At 69.3% G+C, this 17,798-nt stretch carries 15 protein-coding genes; 8 read left to right on the top strand and 7 right to left on the bottom strand.

Features of this window, described 5'->3' with window-relative positions; genetic code table 11:
* Positions 1-6 precede the first annotated feature (6 nt).
* Positions 7-315 (bottom strand): type VII secretion target, encoded by a 309-nt coding sequence (locus QSK05_RS24200; RefSeq protein WP_285599595.1) that lies wholly within the window; start codon positions 313-315, stop codon positions 7-9.
* A gap of 348 nt (positions 316-663) precedes the next feature.
* Between QSK05_RS24200 and QSK05_RS24195 the strand changes: the two genes are divergently transcribed.
* On the top strand, positions 664-2,988 hold the full coding sequence (locus QSK05_RS24195; protein ID WP_285599594.1) for a putative bifunctional diguanylate cyclase/phosphodiesterase: 2,325 nt from the start codon (positions 664-666) through the stop codon (positions 2,986-2,988).
* 11 nt (positions 2,989-2,999) lie between these two features.
* Here the strand turns inward: QSK05_RS24195 and QSK05_RS24190 are convergent, their stop codons facing one another.
* Genes QSK05_RS24190 through QSK05_RS24175 form a run of 4 tightly spaced genes read right to left on the bottom strand, consistent with a single transcriptional unit; the run spans position 3,000 to position 6,323 of the window.
* Positions 3,000-3,668, bottom strand: coding sequence for a response regulator (locus QSK05_RS24190; RefSeq protein WP_285599593.1), 669 nt, complete (start codon positions 3,666-3,668; stop codon positions 3,000-3,002).
* The gene (locus QSK05_RS24185; RefSeq protein ID WP_285599592.1) at positions 3,665-4,822 is read right to left on the bottom strand and encodes a sensor histidine kinase; all 1,158 of its coding nucleotides are present in this window, start codon (positions 4,820-4,822) and stop codon (positions 3,665-3,667) included. The genes QSK05_RS24190 and QSK05_RS24185 overlap by 4 nt, the downstream gene beginning before the upstream one ends.
* A 9-nt stretch (positions 4,823-4,831) precedes the next feature.
* Positions 4,832-5,593 carry a hypothetical protein gene (locus tag QSK05_RS24180; protein ID WP_285599591.1) on the bottom strand — a complete coding sequence of 254 codons (762 nt, stop codon included), beginning with the start codon at positions 5,591-5,593 and terminating at the stop codon, positions 4,832-4,834.
* Complete coding sequence (locus QSK05_RS24175) at positions 5,586-6,323, bottom strand: ABC transporter ATP-binding protein (protein WP_285599590.1); 738 nt, start codon at positions 6,321-6,323, stop codon at positions 5,586-5,588. Before QSK05_RS24175 ends, QSK05_RS24180 begins: the two co-directional genes overlap by 8 nt.
* On the opposite strand from QSK05_RS24175, the gene QSK05_RS24170 reads away from it, so the two are divergent.
* The 3 genes from QSK05_RS24170 to QSK05_RS24160 are packed head-to-tail and all read left to right on the top strand — an operon-like array spanning position 6,322 to position 9,002.
* The gene (locus tag QSK05_RS24170; protein ID WP_285599589.1) at positions 6,322-6,468 is read left to right on the top strand and encodes a hypothetical protein; all 147 of its coding nucleotides are present in this window, start codon (positions 6,322-6,324) and stop codon (positions 6,466-6,468) included. The genes QSK05_RS24175 and QSK05_RS24170 overlap by 2 nt on opposite strands.
* Positions 6,469-6,504: 36 nt before the next feature.
* Positions 6,505-8,559: an MMPL family transporter gene (locus QSK05_RS24165; RefSeq protein ID WP_285599588.1), complete on the top strand. Its 2,055-nt coding sequence runs from the start codon at positions 6,505-6,507 to the stop codon at positions 8,557-8,559.
* The gene (locus tag QSK05_RS24160) at positions 8,556-9,002 is read left to right on the top strand and encodes a GNAT family N-acetyltransferase (RefSeq protein WP_285599587.1); all 447 of its coding nucleotides are present in this window, start codon (positions 8,556-8,558) and stop codon (positions 9,000-9,002) included. Before QSK05_RS24165 ends, QSK05_RS24160 begins: the two co-directional genes overlap by 4 nt.
* 6 nt (positions 9,003-9,008) lie before the next feature.
* On the opposite strand, the gene QSK05_RS24155 is transcribed toward QSK05_RS24160, so the two are convergent.
* Positions 9,009-9,494 carry a DinB family protein gene (locus QSK05_RS24155; RefSeq protein WP_285599586.1) on the bottom strand — a complete coding sequence of 162 codons (486 nt, stop codon included), beginning with the start codon at positions 9,492-9,494 and terminating at the stop codon, positions 9,009-9,011.
* A 156-nt stretch (positions 9,495-9,650) separates the two neighbouring features.
* Between QSK05_RS24155 and QSK05_RS24150 the strand changes: the two genes are divergently transcribed.
* From QSK05_RS24150 to QSK05_RS24135, 4 genes are read left to right on the top strand one after another with little or no spacing between them, the layout of a single operon-like run.
* The gene (locus QSK05_RS24150; RefSeq protein WP_285599585.1) at positions 9,651-11,396 is read left to right on the top strand and encodes an ATP-binding protein; all 1,746 of its coding nucleotides are present in this window, start codon (positions 9,651-9,653) and stop codon (positions 11,394-11,396) included.
* A 30-nt stretch (positions 11,397-11,426) separates the two neighbouring features.
* Entirely contained in the window at positions 11,427-12,614 is a 1,188-nt protein-coding gene (locus tag QSK05_RS24145; protein ID WP_285599584.1) for an exonuclease SbcCD subunit D, read from the top strand.
* Positions 12,611-15,997 carry an AAA family ATPase gene (locus tag QSK05_RS24140; RefSeq protein ID WP_285599583.1) on the top strand — a complete coding sequence of 1,129 codons (3,387 nt, stop codon included), beginning with the start codon at positions 12,611-12,613 and terminating at the stop codon, positions 15,995-15,997. The genes QSK05_RS24145 and QSK05_RS24140 overlap by 4 nt, the downstream gene beginning before the upstream one ends.
* Complete coding sequence (locus tag QSK05_RS24135; protein ID WP_285599582.1) at positions 15,994-17,019, top strand: hypothetical protein; 1,026 nt, start codon at positions 15,994-15,996, stop codon at positions 17,017-17,019. The genes QSK05_RS24140 and QSK05_RS24135 overlap by 4 nt, the downstream gene beginning before the upstream one ends.
* Before the next feature lie 33 nt (positions 17,020-17,052).
* Here the strand turns inward: QSK05_RS24135 and QSK05_RS24130 are convergent, their stop codons facing one another.
* The gene (locus QSK05_RS24130; protein WP_285599581.1) at positions 17,053-17,673 is read right to left on the bottom strand and encodes a TetR/AcrR family transcriptional regulator; all 621 of its coding nucleotides are present in this window, start codon (positions 17,671-17,673) and stop codon (positions 17,053-17,055) included.
* Positions 17,674-17,798: the final 125 nt, after the last annotated feature.

The following is a 17,798-nucleotide window of genomic DNA, read 5'->3' as shown; positions in this document are numbered from 1 at the left end:
CCGCTCTCAGGGACCCCCGGGAACCAGCTTCGAGAACTCTTCGGCGCCCACGTCGTCCCCTCGCTGGTAGTCGTCGGCCGCGACGTCCAGGTGCTCGCCGAAGGTCTGCATCTGGTCGCGCCAGGACGTGAGGTGGCTCTCCCACTTGCTGCCCACCTGGGTCAGCGCCGTGATGCTGTCGGCACCGGGGATCCCCTTCCCCGCCGATTCCAGCTCACTGCCGGGATCGAGCTTGCCGACCACACCGGCCGCCGACTCGGCCTTGCCCCCGGATGCTCGTAGTTCCCCCACGAGCACACTGAACTGCCCCTTCATCATGGCCCTCCCCCATCTCAGGAGCCGCCCATAGTACTTAAGGGCAGTTACCGGCATAACCCTCGAGAACCGTCGACCTGGGCGTTCTGACCCAGAGTGACATACTGGTCCATCTGGGTGTCCGCCCTTCAGGGAGACGGTGACGACTCAACACCGCCGGTCTCCGGTCGATGGATCGCCCGGAACTAGTTGCCTCAGCAACACGCCCGGTGGGAGAGGAACTCATGCACGGACACCCGTCCCCGATCCTTCAGGACGCCAGGGGCCCGTTCCGTGCCTGAGATGTCAAGAATCACGGTGCGGAAGCCGATGACGTGGGGCATAGGTATTCGCGAGGAGGACTCGACGGTGGCTGAGCAGGCTGTACCGCTGCGTCCGCTGACCAGTCTCCTGCGTGATCCGGTGCTGCGCGCGCTGGTGGCCCTGACCCTGGTGCTCGCCTTCTTGTTCCTGGCCTTTCCCGGCGATGTCACCCGCCGGGCCCAGATCTACTGGATCGGCCAGCTCCCGATGGACGCGGCGCTGGCCGTCGGCGCGTGGCGTCTCCGGCACCTGGCACCGGTCCGGTACCGGCGCTTCTGGTCGTTCATCGCCTTCGCCGGCACCGCTTTCACCATCGGCGACAGCTATCAGGCGTCGGCGATGGTGCTCGGTCTCGACCGGCCCTCGATGGACGGCGGTGCCGTCCAGAGCGCGTTCTTCGCAGTCGGTATGTCGAGCAACGTACTGGCCTGCCTGATCTTCCCCCAGGGGCCGCAGTCGGGCCGGGAGAAGGTCATCTTCTGGATGGACTCGGCCACGGTCCTGGTCGGCGGAGCCGTACTGGCCTGGTGTTTCGCGGTCAACCCGATCGACCGCAGCACCGACCGGGCTACCGCCAGTCTCACCGTGGCCCTGGTGATCGTGGCCGCGTTCGCGGCGACCAAGGTGGCCCTGTGCCCCGCACCGCCGATGGACCGGATCGCCGCCTGGCCGATGGTCGCCGCCCCGATCGTCCAGGGACTGAGCACCTTCCTGCTCAATCTCTTCGACCAGCAGGACCAGCCGTACGCCTTCGCCATCCGGCTGATGCCCTCGCTCCTGATCGCGGTGGGCCCCCGTATCCAGGAGGTCACGGTCCGGATCTCGGGCAACGAACCGCGCCCCAAGCGCCGGCCCTACAGCCTGCTGCCGTACAGCATGGTCGCGTTCACCTTCGTGATGTTCTTCCTGGTGCTCCCCTCCGACGTGTCCATCCAGCTGTGGGGAGCGATCACCGGCGTCATGGTGATCACCGCCCTGGTGGCCGGGCGGCAGCTGATCGCCTTCCAGGACAACACCCGTCTCATCCGGCGTCTCGACGTCGCGCTCGGAGATCTGAAGGGCCAGGACGCGTTGCTGCGCTATCAGGCGACGCACGACGCCCTCACCGACCTCGTCAACCGCACGCGGTTCCAGGAGGAGATGGGTCTGCTCCCTCCGGAACTGCCCCACACGGTCTTGCTCATCGACCTCGACGACTTCAAGACGGTCAACGACACCATGGGCCACGCCGCGGGTGACGCCCTGCTGGTCTCGGTGGCCCAGCGGCTCGAGGGAGCGGTCCGGCCCGGCGACCTGGTGTCCCGGCTGGGCGGTGACGAGTTCGCGGTACTGCTGCCGGCCGCGGGTCTCAGCGATGCCCTCTCGGTCTCGGAGAACATCCTGCGCAACTTCGCCGACGACGTGGACGTGCTCGAGCACAGCGTCGCCGTCCGGGCCAGCATCGGCATCGCCGTGGCCCAGACCGGTTTCGATCCGTCGACCCTGCTGAAGAACGCCGACATCGCCATGTACGAGGCCAAGCAGCGGGGCAAGGGCATGTGGGCGCTGTACACCGACGAGATGGGTATGCGTATCAACGGCGAGGCCGACCTGGTCCGCGAGATGTCCACCGCTCTCGACGAAGGACAGTTCACCCTGGAGTACCAGCCGATCGTGCGGTTGGACGACATGGAGATGACCGGTGTCGAGGCCCTGATCCGGTGGCAACACCCCACCCGCGGCCTGATCAACCCCTCCGACTTCATCCCGCTGGCCGAGAAGTCCGGGCTGATCGTGCCCATCGGGCGCTGGGCTCTCGGCGAGGCCTGCCGCCAGGGCGCCGCCTGGCGGCAGGCCCACCCCCAGGCCGACCACCTGGTCATCGGGGTCAACGTCGCCGGTCGTCAGCTGCGCACCGGAACGTTCGTCGACGAGGTGCTGAAGGTGCTCGCCGAGAACGAGATGTCGGCGGCCAACCTCAGCATCGAGGTGACGGAGACCGCCGTCCTGGGCGACCAGGAGTCCACCGACGCGATGCTCCGCCTGCGCGAGATGGGCGTCCGGCTCGCCCTGGACGACTTCGGTACTGCGGCCTCCTCGCTCGGCCTGCTGCTCACCTGCCCGGTCACCACGCTCAAGCTGGACCGCTCGTTCGTGGAGTCGATCACCACCGTCGGCCGGCAGGCCGCGGTCGCCACCGCCGTGAGCCAGATGGCCAACGCCCTGGACCTGGCCTCGGTCGCCGAGGGCATCGAGACCGAGGAACAGTGCCGCCTCCTGCAGGAACTGGGTTATCGGTACGGCCAGGGCTTCCTGTTCTCCCGGCCCGTCCCGCCCGGGGTACTGGCCGGGTGGTGGGCTGCAGTTCCTGCGTCCTCTCGGTTGCCGTAACCGGCCGGCCGTCAGCCGCTCGGGCGGACCAGCCCGGTCTCGTACGCGAGCACCACAGCCTGCACCCGGTCGCGTAGACCAAGTTTGGTCAGGATGCGGTGCACGTGGGTCTTGGCCGTAGCCTCCGCGATCACCAAGTACTCGGCGATCTCGCTGTTCGGCAGGCCCCGCGCCATCAGGACCAGAACGTCGCGCTCCCGTTCGGTGAGCAGATCGAGCCGGGCACCGCGGTGCTGATGCGCCCCGGCTGCAGCATCGAACTGCGGCACGAAATGCTCCAGCAGGCGGCGGGTGGTGCTCGGGGCGACGATGGCGTCACCACCGGCCACAGCCCGGACCCCGTACAGCAGTTCGGCCGAGGGAACGTCTTTCAGCAGGAAGCCGCTCGCTCCGGCCTGGAGCCCGGCGTAGGCGTACTCATCCAGGTCGAAAGTGGTGAGGATGATGACATGCGGTGCGCTTCCGGCTCCGAGCAGGCGGCGGGTGGTCTCGACCCCGTCCAGATGGGGCATCCGTACGTCCATGAGGACGACATCGGCCCGGACACCCCTCAGTAGATCGAGGGCTTTCAGCCCGTCCGCGGCCTCACCGACCACCTCCATGTCTGATTGAGCCTGGATCACCATCCGGAAACCGGTGCGCACGAGTTCCTGGTCGTCCACCAGCGCGACCCGGATCATGCCACGCCCACCGGGAACCAGGCCCGGACGACGAAACCGCCGTGCGGATCGTGGCCGATGTCCGTCCGACCACCGAAAAGGGCAGCACGCTCACGAATCCCGATGAGTCCGTGACCCGCCCTCTCATCGACGGAGACGATCGGCGGACTTCCGCGTCCCTCATTCCTGATCTCCACCTGGATCTCCCCATCGGCGAGACGAACAGCCACCTGGGCTGGTGTTCCCGCGCCCACATGCTTCAGCACGTTCGTCAATCCCTCCTGCACGACCCGGTACGTCGCCAGCTGAACACTTTCCGGCACCAACTCCGGATCCGGTCCTGCTTCGAGGCCGACGTTCAGTCCACTCAGCTGGAACCGTTCGACCAGGGCCCGGATGTCATCAAGACCAGGTTGTGGCGCAGCGGATTTCCCCTCGTTGCCTCTCAGCACTCCCAGAAGACGCCGGAGTTCAGCCAGAGTCGACCGCCCGGTGTCGGCGATCGTTACGACCGCGGCCCGCGCCTGGTCCGGCGCCGTGTCAATAGCCCAGCTCGCCCCTTCGGCCTGCACCACCATGACACTCACGTGATGGGCCACCACATCATGCATCTCGCGAGCGATCCGGGCGCGCTCGGTCAGCGTGGCGGTGAGTACCGCGGTGTCCCGCTCCAGTTCTAGCCGGGAGGCCCTCTCTTCCAGAGCCCGCAGATACCCCTGCCGAAGAGCAACGTTCGTGCCGAGAACCCAGACCACGAGCACGCAGAGAAACTGGAGAACAGTGTTGACCGGCCCCTGGTACGGCTGGCGTAGCGGAGCGATCATGACCAGGGCCAGGCACACCCCGAGCGCGACCCGGCCGGAGCGGGCCGGTTCGCACCGGGCGATCGTGTACAGGCTGAGCAGGAGAGCAACCTGTGCCCCGTTGACCGGAAGCCCGAACACCCACTGCACCAGCTCCGCCGCGACCCCGACTCCCAACACGGCGAAAGGTTCCTGACGACGCCGGAACAGAGCGAGCGCAGGCGCGATCGCGAGGGGCAGGGCCCAGCCCCATCCCATCTGTTCGGCCACGTAGTACACCGAGGCCCCGGCCGCGACCAGAGCAGTAGCCACCACTATCAGATCAGGCAGGACGGGGTGGTCACGGATGAACCGGCGTAGCCAGTCGCTCATGTCCCGAGCCTAGACGTCGCGGGTACGGAATCGGGCCAGTCCGGCCACGTTGAGCAGTATCATCACGCCCAGGAACAGCGCAGCCGCGACGAACGGCGAGGGCCCACCCTCGTCCACTCCGATGAGCGACCCGAAACTCGTGAAGGGCAGCCAGAGTCGCGCCTCCTCATGCGCCTGACCGACAAGCATCGCCACCATCGGCTCGACCACGGCCGGGTAGATCACGTACGTCGCGATCGCCGCCGGCAGCGAGGGAAGCAAGACGCCCAGCGCGAGACCGAACCAGCCGATCCCCAGGCCGAACACCACCATACCCAGACCGTTGCGCTGCACCAGGCCGTCGGAGGCGAAGCGGGCCAGGCCACCGCCTGTCGCCAGCACTCCGGCGATCCAGGCCGCTGCCTCACACACCAGCACGACGCTGAGTAAGTAAGCCGTCATGACCAGGGTGCGGGCGAGTGCCAGGACACGACGGTCGGGCAGGAGAGTCAGAAGAGGTCTGATCGTGCCGTACCGGTGGTCGTGTCCCCAGGCCAGGACCCCGAGCGTGCCCAGCAGGACGGCCAGCGGGGCTGGCTGCCCGGGGTTCAGCACCGACCGGGCCAGATCGGCGTCGAACGGCCCGTCGTGGACCATGACGACCGCGAAGGCCAGCCCGACCGACGAGGCCAGGCACAGACCGGTGATCAGCCAGGTGCTGCGCAGGGTGCGCAGGCGGTACCACTCCATCGCCAACGCGGGCCGTAACTGATGTCGCAGCTGGTCAGACATGCCGGTCCCCCGATTCCGCGACATATTCCACGGCTCCTTCCGTGACCCGCAGATAGGCCTCTTCGAGTCCCGGGGCACCGGTCCCGGACACGAACTGCGCCATACCTCCCTGGGCCAGGACGTGGCCACGCCCCAGCACCACCACGTCGTCCGCGACTGTCTCCACCCCGGCGAGCTGATGACTGGACACGAGCACAATGCGTCCTTCGTCCGCCAGGCTGCGCAGCAGGGTTCTCAGCCAATGGATGCCCTGTGGGTCAAGCCCGTTCTCCGGCTCGTCGAGAATGATCGCGCCCGGATCGCCGAGCAGTGCCGCGGCCAGGCTCAATCGTTGCGCCATGCCCGTCGAGAACACGCCCGGCCGCCGGTCCGCCGCGTCGGACAACCCGGTCCGGGTGAGCACCTCGTCCACCCGTCGCTCGGGTATGGCGCCCCCGATGGCGAGCATGCGCAAATGATTTCGTGCGGTGCGGCCCGGATGCCAGAAGCGGTCGCCGAGTACTGCACCGACGGTGCGAGCCGGATCGTCCACCTCGCGCAGACGTAGGCCGTCGAACGTGGTGACACCCTCGCCGTGATCCAGTCCGAGCATGAGCCGCAAGGTGGTTGACTTGCCGGCCCCGTTCGGTCCGAGGAATGCCGTGACCACGCCGGGCCGGACATCGAAACTCAGGTCTTCGACAGCGGTCCTGCCGCCGTAATGCTTCGTCAGGTGCCTGCAGGAAATCATGTCCGCAACGGTAGGAATCCACGGGGGCGAAATCGTCAGCCCGGAGATCGGACCCCTGATACATCTCTGGGTGTACGGCACCCGCACGGTCCTCGGCGGGCAACGCCGGGTCGGTATGGGTAACGTGCCCGTGGTGAGTACGTGATCTTGGCCAGTCCCTGACGCTGCCGGAGGAACGCCCATGACTGCCCTCTCCCGCCTGGTGATCGCTGGACGCTGGTGGGTGGTGGCCCTGTGGATCGTGCTGGCCGCGCTCGGGGGGTTCGCGGCGCCGCAGGCCACCCAGCGGCTGACCTTCGACTTCGGGCTTCCGGGGCAGCCGGGGTACGAGGCCAACGTCGACATCCTGAAGACGTTCGGGTCCGGGGGTGTCGGGGCTCCGGTGCTGCTCGTGGTGGGTGACGGGTCGAGCGAGGTACCGGCGGCCGCACCCATCGCGGAGGCTGTGGCGAAGGCCGCGCCGGGAGCGCGGGTCGCGACCTACGCCGATCAGAGCGACCTGCTGGCGGACGACGGCAGAACCGGTGTCGTACTGGTCTATCCGATCCCCGTCGCCGCGGACCAGCCCTATGCCCCGGCACTGGCGCAGTTGCGGCCGGCCGCCGAGCACCTCACCCGGGAGCTGGGCACGCCCGTCGTGGTGACCGGCCGGGACGCGCTCAATTTCGCGGAGGGCGACACCGGCGGCAACGCGCTCGCCGAGACCCTCGCCGGTGGGATCGGGGCCGCGATCGTGCTGGCCCTGGTGTTCGGATCGTTCCTGGCCCTGATGCCGCTGGTCATCGCCGCCGCCTCGATCCTGACAACCTTCCTGATCCTCTGGGGACTGACCGCACTCACCGACGTCAGTTTCGTCGTCCAATATCTTCTCGCCCTCATCGGCCTGGGCGTAGCGATCGACTACGCCCTGCTGCTCGTGACCCGCTGGCGGGAGGAGACGGGGAACGGATCCACCCCGGAAGAAGCTGTGCGCACGGCCATGTCGACGGCCGGACGGTCAATCTTGTTCTCCGGCATCACGGTGGCCGTCAGTCTGGCGGCTCTCATCGCCGTGCCGGTGCCCTTCATCCGCAGCGTCGGTTACACCGGTCTGCTCATCCCGGTGCTCAGCGTCGCGGCGTCGCTCACCCTGTTGCCCGCGCTGCTGCTGATCCTGGGTCGGCGTCTGAGCTGGCCGCACCGGCGCACCACCGATCCGGAGAGCCGACTGTGGCGCGGCGTAGGCCGTTTCGTGGTGCACCACCGCTGGGTCTGCGCGATCGCGTCCGCCGCCGTCCTGATCATCCTGGCCGTGCCGAGTTTCGGGCTGCGGCTCGGCCAGGCCACCAACGACGCGCTCGCCGCCGGGTCGGGCCCGGCGGCCACGGCCGTCCGCAGCCTCGACGGCAACGGTCCCGGGGCCGGGCTCTCCGCACCGATCGAGATCCTGACCGACACACCGTCCGAGGTGGTCGAGAAGATCCGGACGGTGGACGGGGTGGGCGGCGTGGCCGCGCCCGGACAGTGGCGCTCGGGTGCCGGGGAGTCCGTGGTGGACGTCTGGACGCAGGACGACGCCAACTCCTCGTCCGGTGCCGCCGTGGCCGCCGAGATTCGCACGGTCGCCGAGGATCTCGGAGCCCGGGTGGGCGGTATCCCGGCGCAGGACGCGGACTTCATCGACACCGTGTACGGCAGCGCCGGGTGGATCGTCATCGCCATCGTCGTGGTCACGTTCGTGCTGCTGGCCGTGGCCCTGCGCTCGATCGTGCTGCCCGCCAAGGCCCTGCTGCTGAACGTCGTCTCGCTGGGCGCCGCGTTCGGCATCACGGTCTGGATCTGGCAGGGTGGCCACGGCACCGAACTGCTCTTCGACCGTCAGCCCTCGGGCGCGGTGACGGTCTGGATCCCCATCGCCATCTTCGCCTTCCTGTTCGGCCTGTCCATGGACTACGAGGTCTTCCTGCTCTCCCGCATCAAGGAGGAGCACGATGCCGGCCACACCACCGACGAGGCCACCGTGCACGGCGTCGCCCGCACCGGGCGCCTCGTCACCAGCGCCGCCCTGATCCTGTTCCTGGCCTTCGTCTCGCTGAGCCAGATCCCCACCGCCGACGTGAAAATCCTCGCCACCGGTCTGGCCCTGGGCATCATCATCGACGCGACGATCGTGCGGGGCATACTGGCCCCGGCGCTGGTCGCCGCTCTCGGCCCCGCCAACTGGTGGTGGCCCTCCGGTGCGAAGGAGAAACCGTGACCGTCCAGGTCAGACCGGCCACCGTCGCGGATGCCGAGGCCATCACCGAGATACATCTCGTCTCCCGGGCGGTGACGATGCCCTACCTGCCGCGCCTGCACAGCGACGAGGAGACCCTGGCCTGGATCACCCACGTCGTCCTGCCCAGCTCCCAGGTGTGGGTCGCGGTCGACGACCGGGTGCTGGGATATGCGGTGCTCGAGGGCGACCTGCTGGAAGGCCTGTACCTGCTCCCGGAGGTCCGCCGTCGCGGGATCGGGACGGCGCTGCTGCACCACGTCCGTGACGTGGCCCCGGTATTACGCCTCAACGTTTTTCAGCGCAATCACGAGGCGATCGCGTTCTACCGCGCGCACGGGTTCGAACTGACCGGGAGCAGTGACGGAAGCGGGAACGAGGAGAACGAGCCCGACGCCACCTACAGCTGGCGGGCGACGGCCTGACCACCGTCAGAGCACCAGCCAGCGGCGACCGTCGAGAAGTTCTCTCGCCGCATCGAGATGTCCCGCATGGCAGGCCGTCTCCGTGATCACGTGCAGTACCGTCTCGTGCAGGTCGCGGTGCCGCACCGGGAAGTAGTCCGGCCACCAGGCCGGTGGCCGGTCGAGCGCGGTCCGGGTGATGATCTCGTTCGCGAGGGCGATGTGGGTTCGGTAGTCGTCCAGAATGATGGACGATTCACTCCCCGCCGGCACCTGCCAGTAGTCCGGATGGCCGTCGGACCCCTGCGCCTCCTTCACACCGGCGACCACGCCCTGGAACCAGAAGCGCTCCACGTCGTGGGTCAGGTGGCTCACCAGGCCCAGACACGACCAGCCGGAGGGCAGGGCCGGCCTTCGGAGGTCTTCCTCCGGCAGTCCTTCCAGGATTCCCAGCACATGTTCGCGCTGAGAATTCAGGGACGACAGCAGAGTCTCCACCTGCGGCGATGTCATACACCTCAGCGTAGCGGCCCGAAATGCACCTTTTGACGACCGTGTTCCCGGTGAGTCCGGAGCCATCTTGTCGGTGGTCTTCCCTAGTCTCTTTTCGACAGACCGAGCACAGACAGAGCAACGCACGCACGACCTGACGGAACGAGGGATGCACCAGTGAGCGACGCGGTCGGGTTGGTGGTCGGCACCGAAGACTCCACACCCCTGAAGTTCCACGTCGCGGTCGCACCCGACGCCTACCTCCAGCTGGACGACGTGGTGGTCACCCAGCGCCTGATCCCCGGGGTCGGGCCGGTGATGACGTCGGGGATCGTCACCGAGGTGCGCTCGCGGCACGAGGGGGCCAGCTTCGGCTCCGACGTCTTCCTGATCGCCGACGGCGTGCTCCCGGCCCAGGTGCAGGAGATCGCCGAGATCACCACCACCCGCGTCGACCCCGAGGTCTACGTGCCGCCGCGGCCGGGTGAGCCGGTGCGCCGGGCGCAGGGCGAGGAACGGGCCCGGGCGCTGTACTTCGACCAGATGGACAAGAAGGTTCCGGTCGGGCTGGGCCGTGACGGGCAGCCGGTGTACCTGAACCTGGAGTTCCTCAACGGTGTGCGCGGCGCCCACGTCTCGATCAGCGGTATCTCCGGCGTCGCCACCAAGACCAGCTTCGCGCTGTGGCTGATGCACTCGATCTTCCGTTCCGGCGTGCTCGGGGGCGGCGGCCGTAACTCCAAGGCGCTGGTGTTCAGCGTCAAGGGAGAAGACCTGCTGTTCCTCGACAAGACCAACGTGCGCCTGGACGACGACCTGCGTGCCGACTACGCCGGGCTGGGCCTGCCCGCGGTGCCGTTCGAGTCGGTGGGGTTCTTCGCTCCCCCGACCCCGCAAGACCCCACGGGCCGTCCTCACGTCACCGGCCGCACCAGCGGTGTCTGCGCCTTCTGGTGGACCCTGGCCGAGTTCTGCGCCGACGGCCTGCTGCCGTACGTGTTCGCCGACGTCGAGGACGAGCGCAATCAGTACACGATGGTCGTGCACAACGTGGCCACCCGCCTGAAGTTCGAGGCCCTGGCGGCCGGGGTCGACGGCGCGGTGACCATCGAGGGCAAGACGATCCGCACCTACGAGGCCCTGGTCGACTTCGTCGTGGAGAAGCTCAGCGACGACAGCACGCGCGGCACCTGGGCCGGCCCGGCCATCGGGCAGGGCACCGCGAACGCCTTCATCCGGCGGCTCATCTCGTCGGTGCGGCCGTTGCGCGAGATCCTGCGGGGCGATCTGCAGAAGTCCGACGAGCGCGTCGTGTCCACGGAGGGCCAGCAGATCACCGTGGTCGACCTGCACAACCTGCAGGAGCGGGGTCAGCGGTTCGTGGTGGGCGTGGTGCTGGCCTCCGAGACCCGGCGCAAGGAGGCCTCCGGCACGGGCAGCCTGCTGTTCACGATGATCGACGAGCTGAACAAGTACGCGCCCCGAGAGGGTAACAGCCCGATCAAAGACACGCTGCTCGACATTGCCGAGCGCGGGCGGTCTCTCGGCATCATCCTGATCGGTGCCCAGCAGACCGCCAGCGAGGTGGAGCGCCGCATCATCAGCAACAGCAGTATCAAGGTGGTGGGCCGGCTCGACCCGGCCGAGGCCAGCCGCCCGGAGTACGGCTTCCTGCCACCCTCGCAGCGGCAGCGGGCCACCCTGGCCAAACCCGGCACCATGTTCGTCACCCAGCCGGAGATCCCGGTGCCGCTGGCCGTGGAGTTCCCCTTCCCGGCCTGGGCCACCCGGCTGTCCGAGTGCATCCCGGGAGACCTCGTGGCTCCACCCGCACCCTCGGGTCGGGGCAGCACCGCCGATCCGGCCCCCAGTGTCTTCACCCGCCTTCCTCCCACTTTCGAGGACGACGAACCCCCCTTCTGATCCTGCTCTTTCGTAAGGAGTCGAGCCGCCGTGAAGTTCCTGCACACGTCCGACTGGCACGTCGGGAAGCAGCTCAAGGGCCGTGACCGGCTCGACGAGCAGAAGGCGGTGCTGCGCGAGATCGTCGAGGTGGCGCGTCACCACGAGGTCGACGCCGTGCTGGTCTCGGGAGACCTGTACGAGAACGCGGTGCCGGGCGCGAGTGCGCAGCAGCTCGTGGTGCGCACGCTGATGTCGTTGCGCGACCTGGGGTGTGAGGTCATCGCGCTGGCCGGGAACCACGATCATCCAGGCAGTTTCGACGCCTACCGGCCGCTGATGGGCCGGGCCGGCATCACTCTGCTGGGCAACATCCGGCCGCCCGGATCCGGCGGTGTGGTCAAATTCAAGGCCCGGTCCGACGGGCAGGACGCCGCCGTGGCCCTGCTGCCCTTCCTGTCCCAGAGGTATGCGGTGCGGGCCGCCCACCTGATGACGCAGACGCCCGCGGAGAGCTCCGGCGCCTACGACCAGATGGTGCGCGAGATCCTGGGCGCCCTGTGCGGCGAGTTCCACGACGACACGGTGAATCTCGCGATGGCCCATCTGACCATGACCAACGGGGCGTTCGGCGGCGGTGAGCGGATGGCCCAGTCCATCTTCGAGTACTCGGTGCCGGCCACCGTGTTCCCGGCCGAGTGCAGCTACGCCGCGCTGGGCCACCTGCACCGGCGGCAGACCCTGCCCGCGGCCTGCCCGGTGGTGTACAGCGGCTCTCCCCTCGCCGTGGATTTCGGGGAGCAGGACAATCCGTCGGTGGTCTGCATCGTCGAGGCCACGGCGTCGACCCCGGCCAAGGTCACCGACGTGCCGATCACCTCGGCCCGCCGGCTGCGCACGGTGAACGGCACCGTGGCCGAGCTGGAGGCGATGGCCGGAGACCTTGGTGACGACTACCTGCGGGTGCTGGTGCGGGAGCCGGCCCGCGCCGGGCTGCGCGAGGCGGTCAGCGACGTACTGCCGAACGCGCTGGAGGTGCGCATCGATCCGGAGTTCACTGGGTCGGCCGAGCGTTCCGCACGGCACCGTGACCGCACCACGGGCAGCCCGCAGGAGCTGTTCGAGCGGTACATGGAACAGTCCGGGGCGAAAGACGATGCGGTGTCGCGGCTGTTCGCGCAGCTGAGCGACGAGGTGACGGCCTCTGACGCGGCCGACGGCGCGGAGCTGTCGGCATGAGGCCCGTCCTGCTGGAGATGGAGGGCTTCGCCTCGTTCCGGGAGCGCGCCCTGGTCGATTTCGAGGAGGCCGACTACTTCGCGATCGTCGGGCCCACCGGTTCGGGCAAGTCGACGATCGTGGACGCGATGACGTTCGCGTTGTTCGGGTCGGCACCGCGGTGGGGACGCAAGAACGCGGTCAGCATGGCGCTGTCGCCGCACGGCAACCGGGCGGTGGTGCGGCTGGTGTTCGAGCTGGCCGGGCACCGGTACGTGGTGGCGCGCGAGGTGCGGCGTACGGGCGCCTCGATCAGCGCCAAGAACCAGCGTCTGGAACGGCTGCCGTCGCTGGAGAGCCGGGGAGATCCGGACGAGAACACGGTGTCGATCGCCGCCGACAGCAAGGTCACCGAGGCCGTCGAGAAGCTGCTGGGCCTGACGTTCGAGCAGTTCCGGCAGTGTGTGGTGCTGCCGCAGAATGCCTTCGCCGAATTCCTGCACTCCACCCCGAAAGACCGGCAGGAGATCCTGCTGCGGTTGATCGGGGCCGAGCACTACGAGCTGATCCGGGGCGAGGCCAACCAGCGGGCGCAGTCAGCCCGCGACCGGGTGGAGCACCTGGACCGGCAGCTGACCGAGCTCGGAGACGCCACGGCCGAGGCCGAGACGGCCGCGGCCGCCCGGGAGCAGCAGGTCTCCGGGCTGGTCGACCAGGTCCGGGCTGCGCTTCCGGGACTGGCCGCGGCGCAGGACGCGCTGACCGAGGCGCTGCGCACGCAGGAGCGGCTCGGGCTTGAACGTGACCGGCTGGCCGCGATCGTCGTGCCCGACGGGGTGTCGCAGATCGACCGCGCGGTGTCCGAGGCGTCGGCTGCGGCTTCCATCGCGAGCGCGGCCGAGGCCACGGCCGAGGCGGCGGACACGGCCGCGCGGGAACAGCTCTCGGCGGCTCCTGCCCGCGGTCCGTTGGAGCGGACGGTCAAGGACCGCACCGAGCTGGGCGCTCTCACCGTGGAACTGCCCTCGCTGAGCGGGGCGCAGGCGCAGGCCCACGACCAGCACGTGGCGGCCGGGCATCTGGTGACGGCGGCGGAGCTTCAGTACCTGCAGGCCCAGACCGCCTCCGAACGGGCTGCGCGCACGGCCGACGAGGCGGGGCGCCGGGTGAGGGATCTGGAGGCCCAGCACCAGCTGCTGACGCGACCGTCCTTGCCGTCGGGTCTGGACGAGCTGGACCGTGATCTGACGAGTGCCGGTACCGCTCTGGAGTCGGCGACGGCCGAGCTGGCCGAGGCGGAGAAGGCCGACGAGGCGGCGACGGCCGCGATCGAGGCCGGTCCCCCGCGGGTGCCGCTGGAGCGGGCCCAGGTCACGCTGGAAGAGCTCGCCACGCTCGGCGGGCGGCTGGCGGAGCTCGAGGCCCACGCCGAGAAGGCCCGGGAGGCGGCCCAGCAGGCCTCCGCCGCGGTGGACCAGGGCGTCGCGGCGGTGCGTGAGGCCCGGCAGCGGCGTGACGAGGCGCAGCTGCGGCACGCGGCCTCGACGTTGCGCGGGCATCTGGTGGCCGGCGAGGACTGTCCGGTCTGCGCGCAGAACGTGGCCGTGGTGCCCAGGGTCGTCTCTGCGTCCATCGAGACGCCGGCGAAGGTGGACACGGTGGGTCCGGGCGCCCGGGCGGCCGGTCACCCGGGTCTCGCGGCGGCGGACGCCGAACTCGCTGCTGCCGATGCGCTCATCGTCTCGGCCGAGGGTGCGCTCGAGAAGGCGCGGGCGCGCTGGAACACGGCTGCGCGGGCCGAGAGTTCGGCGCAGTCGCAGGTGGAGACGGCGAAGCGCCGGATGGAGGAACTGCGGGTCAACGTCCCCCGGGCGTGTCCTGATCTTCTGACCGCGCAGCGGCTGCTGGGTGAGTTGGAGGCGCTCGAGGCCCGGCAGCGCGAGTCCGGCCGCCTGGTGCGGCAGGCCCGGGCCCGGGCCGACGGGGCGCGTCGGCAGGCAGAGCAGCTGGCCGCCGCGCAAGCCCGGATCCGGGGTGAGCTGGGGCGGGCGCGGGATCCATTGGTGGCCATGGGAGCTCCTGCGGTCGAGGCTCTTTCGCTGGTCGAGGCCTGGCACCGGCTGATCGATTGGGCCTCGGAGCGGTCCGGGGTCCTGGCCACGGAGCTCGCCGCGGCCCGGTTCGACCTGGAGCGGGCCGAGGCCGAACGGCAGAGCACCGGCAAGGAGCTGGAGGCGGGCGAGGCCGAGCTGAGGAAGGCCCGGACGGCCGAGTCGAACGTGCTGGCCCGGGCCGAACGGATCCGCGAGCGGGTGCGGCAGGCCGAGCAGCGCATCGCCCGGCTGACAGCCGATCTCGTGGACGCACCGGCGGAAGATTCCGCGCGGGAGCAGATCCGGCAGATCGATGCCCTGGAGGTGGCGGCCCGGCAGACCGACGCTGCCCTGCGTTCGGCCCGCCAGGGCCGCGAACAGGCTCAGCGGAAGCTGCGTGACCTCGACGGCCGGCTCGGTGAGGGCTGGGCGGGGCTGCGCCGCGCCCGTGACGAGGTGGTGCAACTGGGAGCTCCGGAGCTGACGTCCGAAGGGCTGCTGGAGGCGTGGACCGGTCTGACGGCCTGGAGTTCAGCGGCTGCGGACGCCCGGGAGACCGAGCTGACCGGGGCTAGCGAGGCCACCAGCATCCGGCGGGAGCAGGTCGGGGCCCTCAGAGGTGAGCTGATGGGCGTCCTCCAGCAGCACGCGATCCCGGTGACCGGCGACGACCTGGCGACCACCGCGCCGGCCGCCGTGGCCGGTGCGCACGCCGAGGCCCGGGCCGCGCTGGAGCGGATCCGGGAGCGGCGGGCGCAGGCCGCGGCCGTGGTGGGTGAGCGGGAGACGCAGGATCAGAACGCACACGTCGCGAAGATGCTCGGTGACCTGCTGCGCACCGACAAGTTCCCGCGCTGGCTGGCCACGGCGGCGCTGGAGAGTCTGGTGATCGAGGCGTCGGACACCCTGCTGCGCCTGTCCAACGGGCAGTTCGACCTGGACCACGACGACAAGGGCGATCTGGTGGTGGTGGACCACACCGACGCGGACGCCCGGCGTTCGGTGAAGACCCTGTCCGGTGGGGAGACGTTCCAGGCCAGTCTGGCGATGGCGCTGGCCCTGTCGTCGCAGATGTCGCAGCTCTCCAGCGCGGGCGGTGCGCGGCTCGACTCGATTTTCCTGGACGAGGGTTTCGGCACGCTCGACCCCGACACGCTGGAGACGGTGGCGGGCACGCTGGAGAACCTGGCGCGGGGCGAGCGGATGGTCGGCGTGATCACGCACGTGCCGGCGCTGGCCGACCGGGTGCCCGTGCGGTTCAACGTGCGGCGAGATGCTCAGACTTCGAGGGTGGAGAGGCAGAACCTGTGACGATCACCGTCCCCATGACCTATTCGGTCGAGGCATGGGATCCCAGCTACGGCACGACCTTCGCCACCGAGGAGCAGGACGGGCTGGCCGGTTCGGAGGCCGAGCTCGAGGTGGACATCGAGGTCCCGGCCGACCGGTGGCGCGCGGTCTCCCCTCGACCGGGTGTGAAGCATCCGCAGACCGTGCTCTTCGTGGACGGGGTGCGGCGTGTGGACGCCCGGATCTGGATCAGCCAGCCCGAAGAGCTGGACGGCGGGGACGGTCTGGACGACGGGGCCGCGCTCGGTCTCTGCGCGTCGTACGCCTCCGGGGTGACGTTGTGCCAGCACACTGCGGCCGGGAACACCGCCCGGGTCGTGGGCAGCCAGATCCGGCGGGGACTGTTCACCACGGCGGTCACCGCCTCGACCATCGACGCCCCCGGCGGGAATTATCAGGCGCACATCACCGACGCAGACCCGGCCACCCCTTTGCCGCAGCTGTTGTCGGCCGAGCTGCAACAGCGTCTGGCCGATCTCGAGGTGGTGACGGCCGTGGCGGCCCGCGACCAGCTCGACCCCTCTCAGCAGGAGGGCGACCTGCTGGTGGTCGACGGCCCGCTGCGTGGCCGGCAGCACCTCCCCCGAACCCTCGGCTACATCAAGACCCATCACAGCCGGTACCTGGAAGTGGAACAGAACCGGCTCGTCGCGCAGCTCGAACCCGGGCAGCGCACACCGGTCTTCCGGATGGGCACGAACTGGAAACGGTTCTCCTGGTACCTGCGTCTGCCCTACCGCGAGGGAGCGCCCTGGGCCGGGATCGTGCGGGTGGAGTGCAGCGCCGACCTGGCCGTGACCGAGGCCGTCGAGCTGGCGTACCTGAGCCAGGCCGTGCTGGTGCGGTACGCGAGCAGCGAGATCAAGGATCCGCGCGCACCGCAGAACCTCTACCCGATCGCCGGTCTGGAGAAGGAGCTGCGTCGTCGGCTGGGCAACCCGCAGATCCTGCACCGCTCGCTGCGGACCCGGCGGCCGCGGTGAGGGATGGGGTGAAGGGCATCGCGGCCCCGGAGGTCAGGTCGCTGCTGTGAGCACGGGCACCGCCGGGGGTTCGGCGGACATCTGGGAGGTCACCGAGGCGAAGACATCGCGGACGTGCTGCTCGGCCACGGCGTTGTCGTCTCCGGGCACGTTCCAGGTGAGCTCGGCGATGTACTCCAGCATGGCCGCGGCGAGCCGGGCCGTCATCACGCAGTAGACGTCGTCGGGCGCGCGACCGAGGCGCTCGGCGATGGCGCCCTCCAGGAGCACGCGTTCCTTGACGAACTCCTCCAGCAGGCGCATGCGGGGGCCCGGTGCGCTCTCCACCACGGAGTTGATGCGCCGCAGGCGTTCGCGGTCACCGCGGGGCTCGACGAAGAGCCCGAGCATGGTCTGGCCCAGGGCCACGTCGATCGGCTCGTCGGCGGGCCGGTTCCGCAGGCGCTCGGCCAGCTTTCCCCGGAAGGCGAGGGGCTCGATGATCAGCAGATCTTTGGTCGGGAAGTACCGGTAGAGCGTGGAGGTACCGATCCCGGCGGCCTCGGCGATGTCTTCCATCTTGGTCGCCTCGTACCCGTGCTCGAGGAACAAGGACAGCGCGGTGTCGATGATCATCTCGCGCGTGCGCGCGGCGTTCCGCTCCCTGAGCCCCATGACGCGCAGACTAACAGCGAGAGTCATCTTGGTAGTGACTTCCACTTCGGGATACTGTGCCGATCGGGCAGTCACTGCTGACTGCGTAGTGACCTTTTCCCCCTTCCCCCGAAAGGTTGCGCCTT

This window comes from Kineosporia sp. NBRC 101731 (assembly GCF_030269305.1).
In the GTDB taxonomy this organism is placed as follows: Bacteria; Actinomycetota; Actinomycetes; order Actinomycetales; family Kineosporiaceae; genus Kineosporia.
This window is presented reverse-complemented; position numbering and strand designations above follow the sequence as displayed.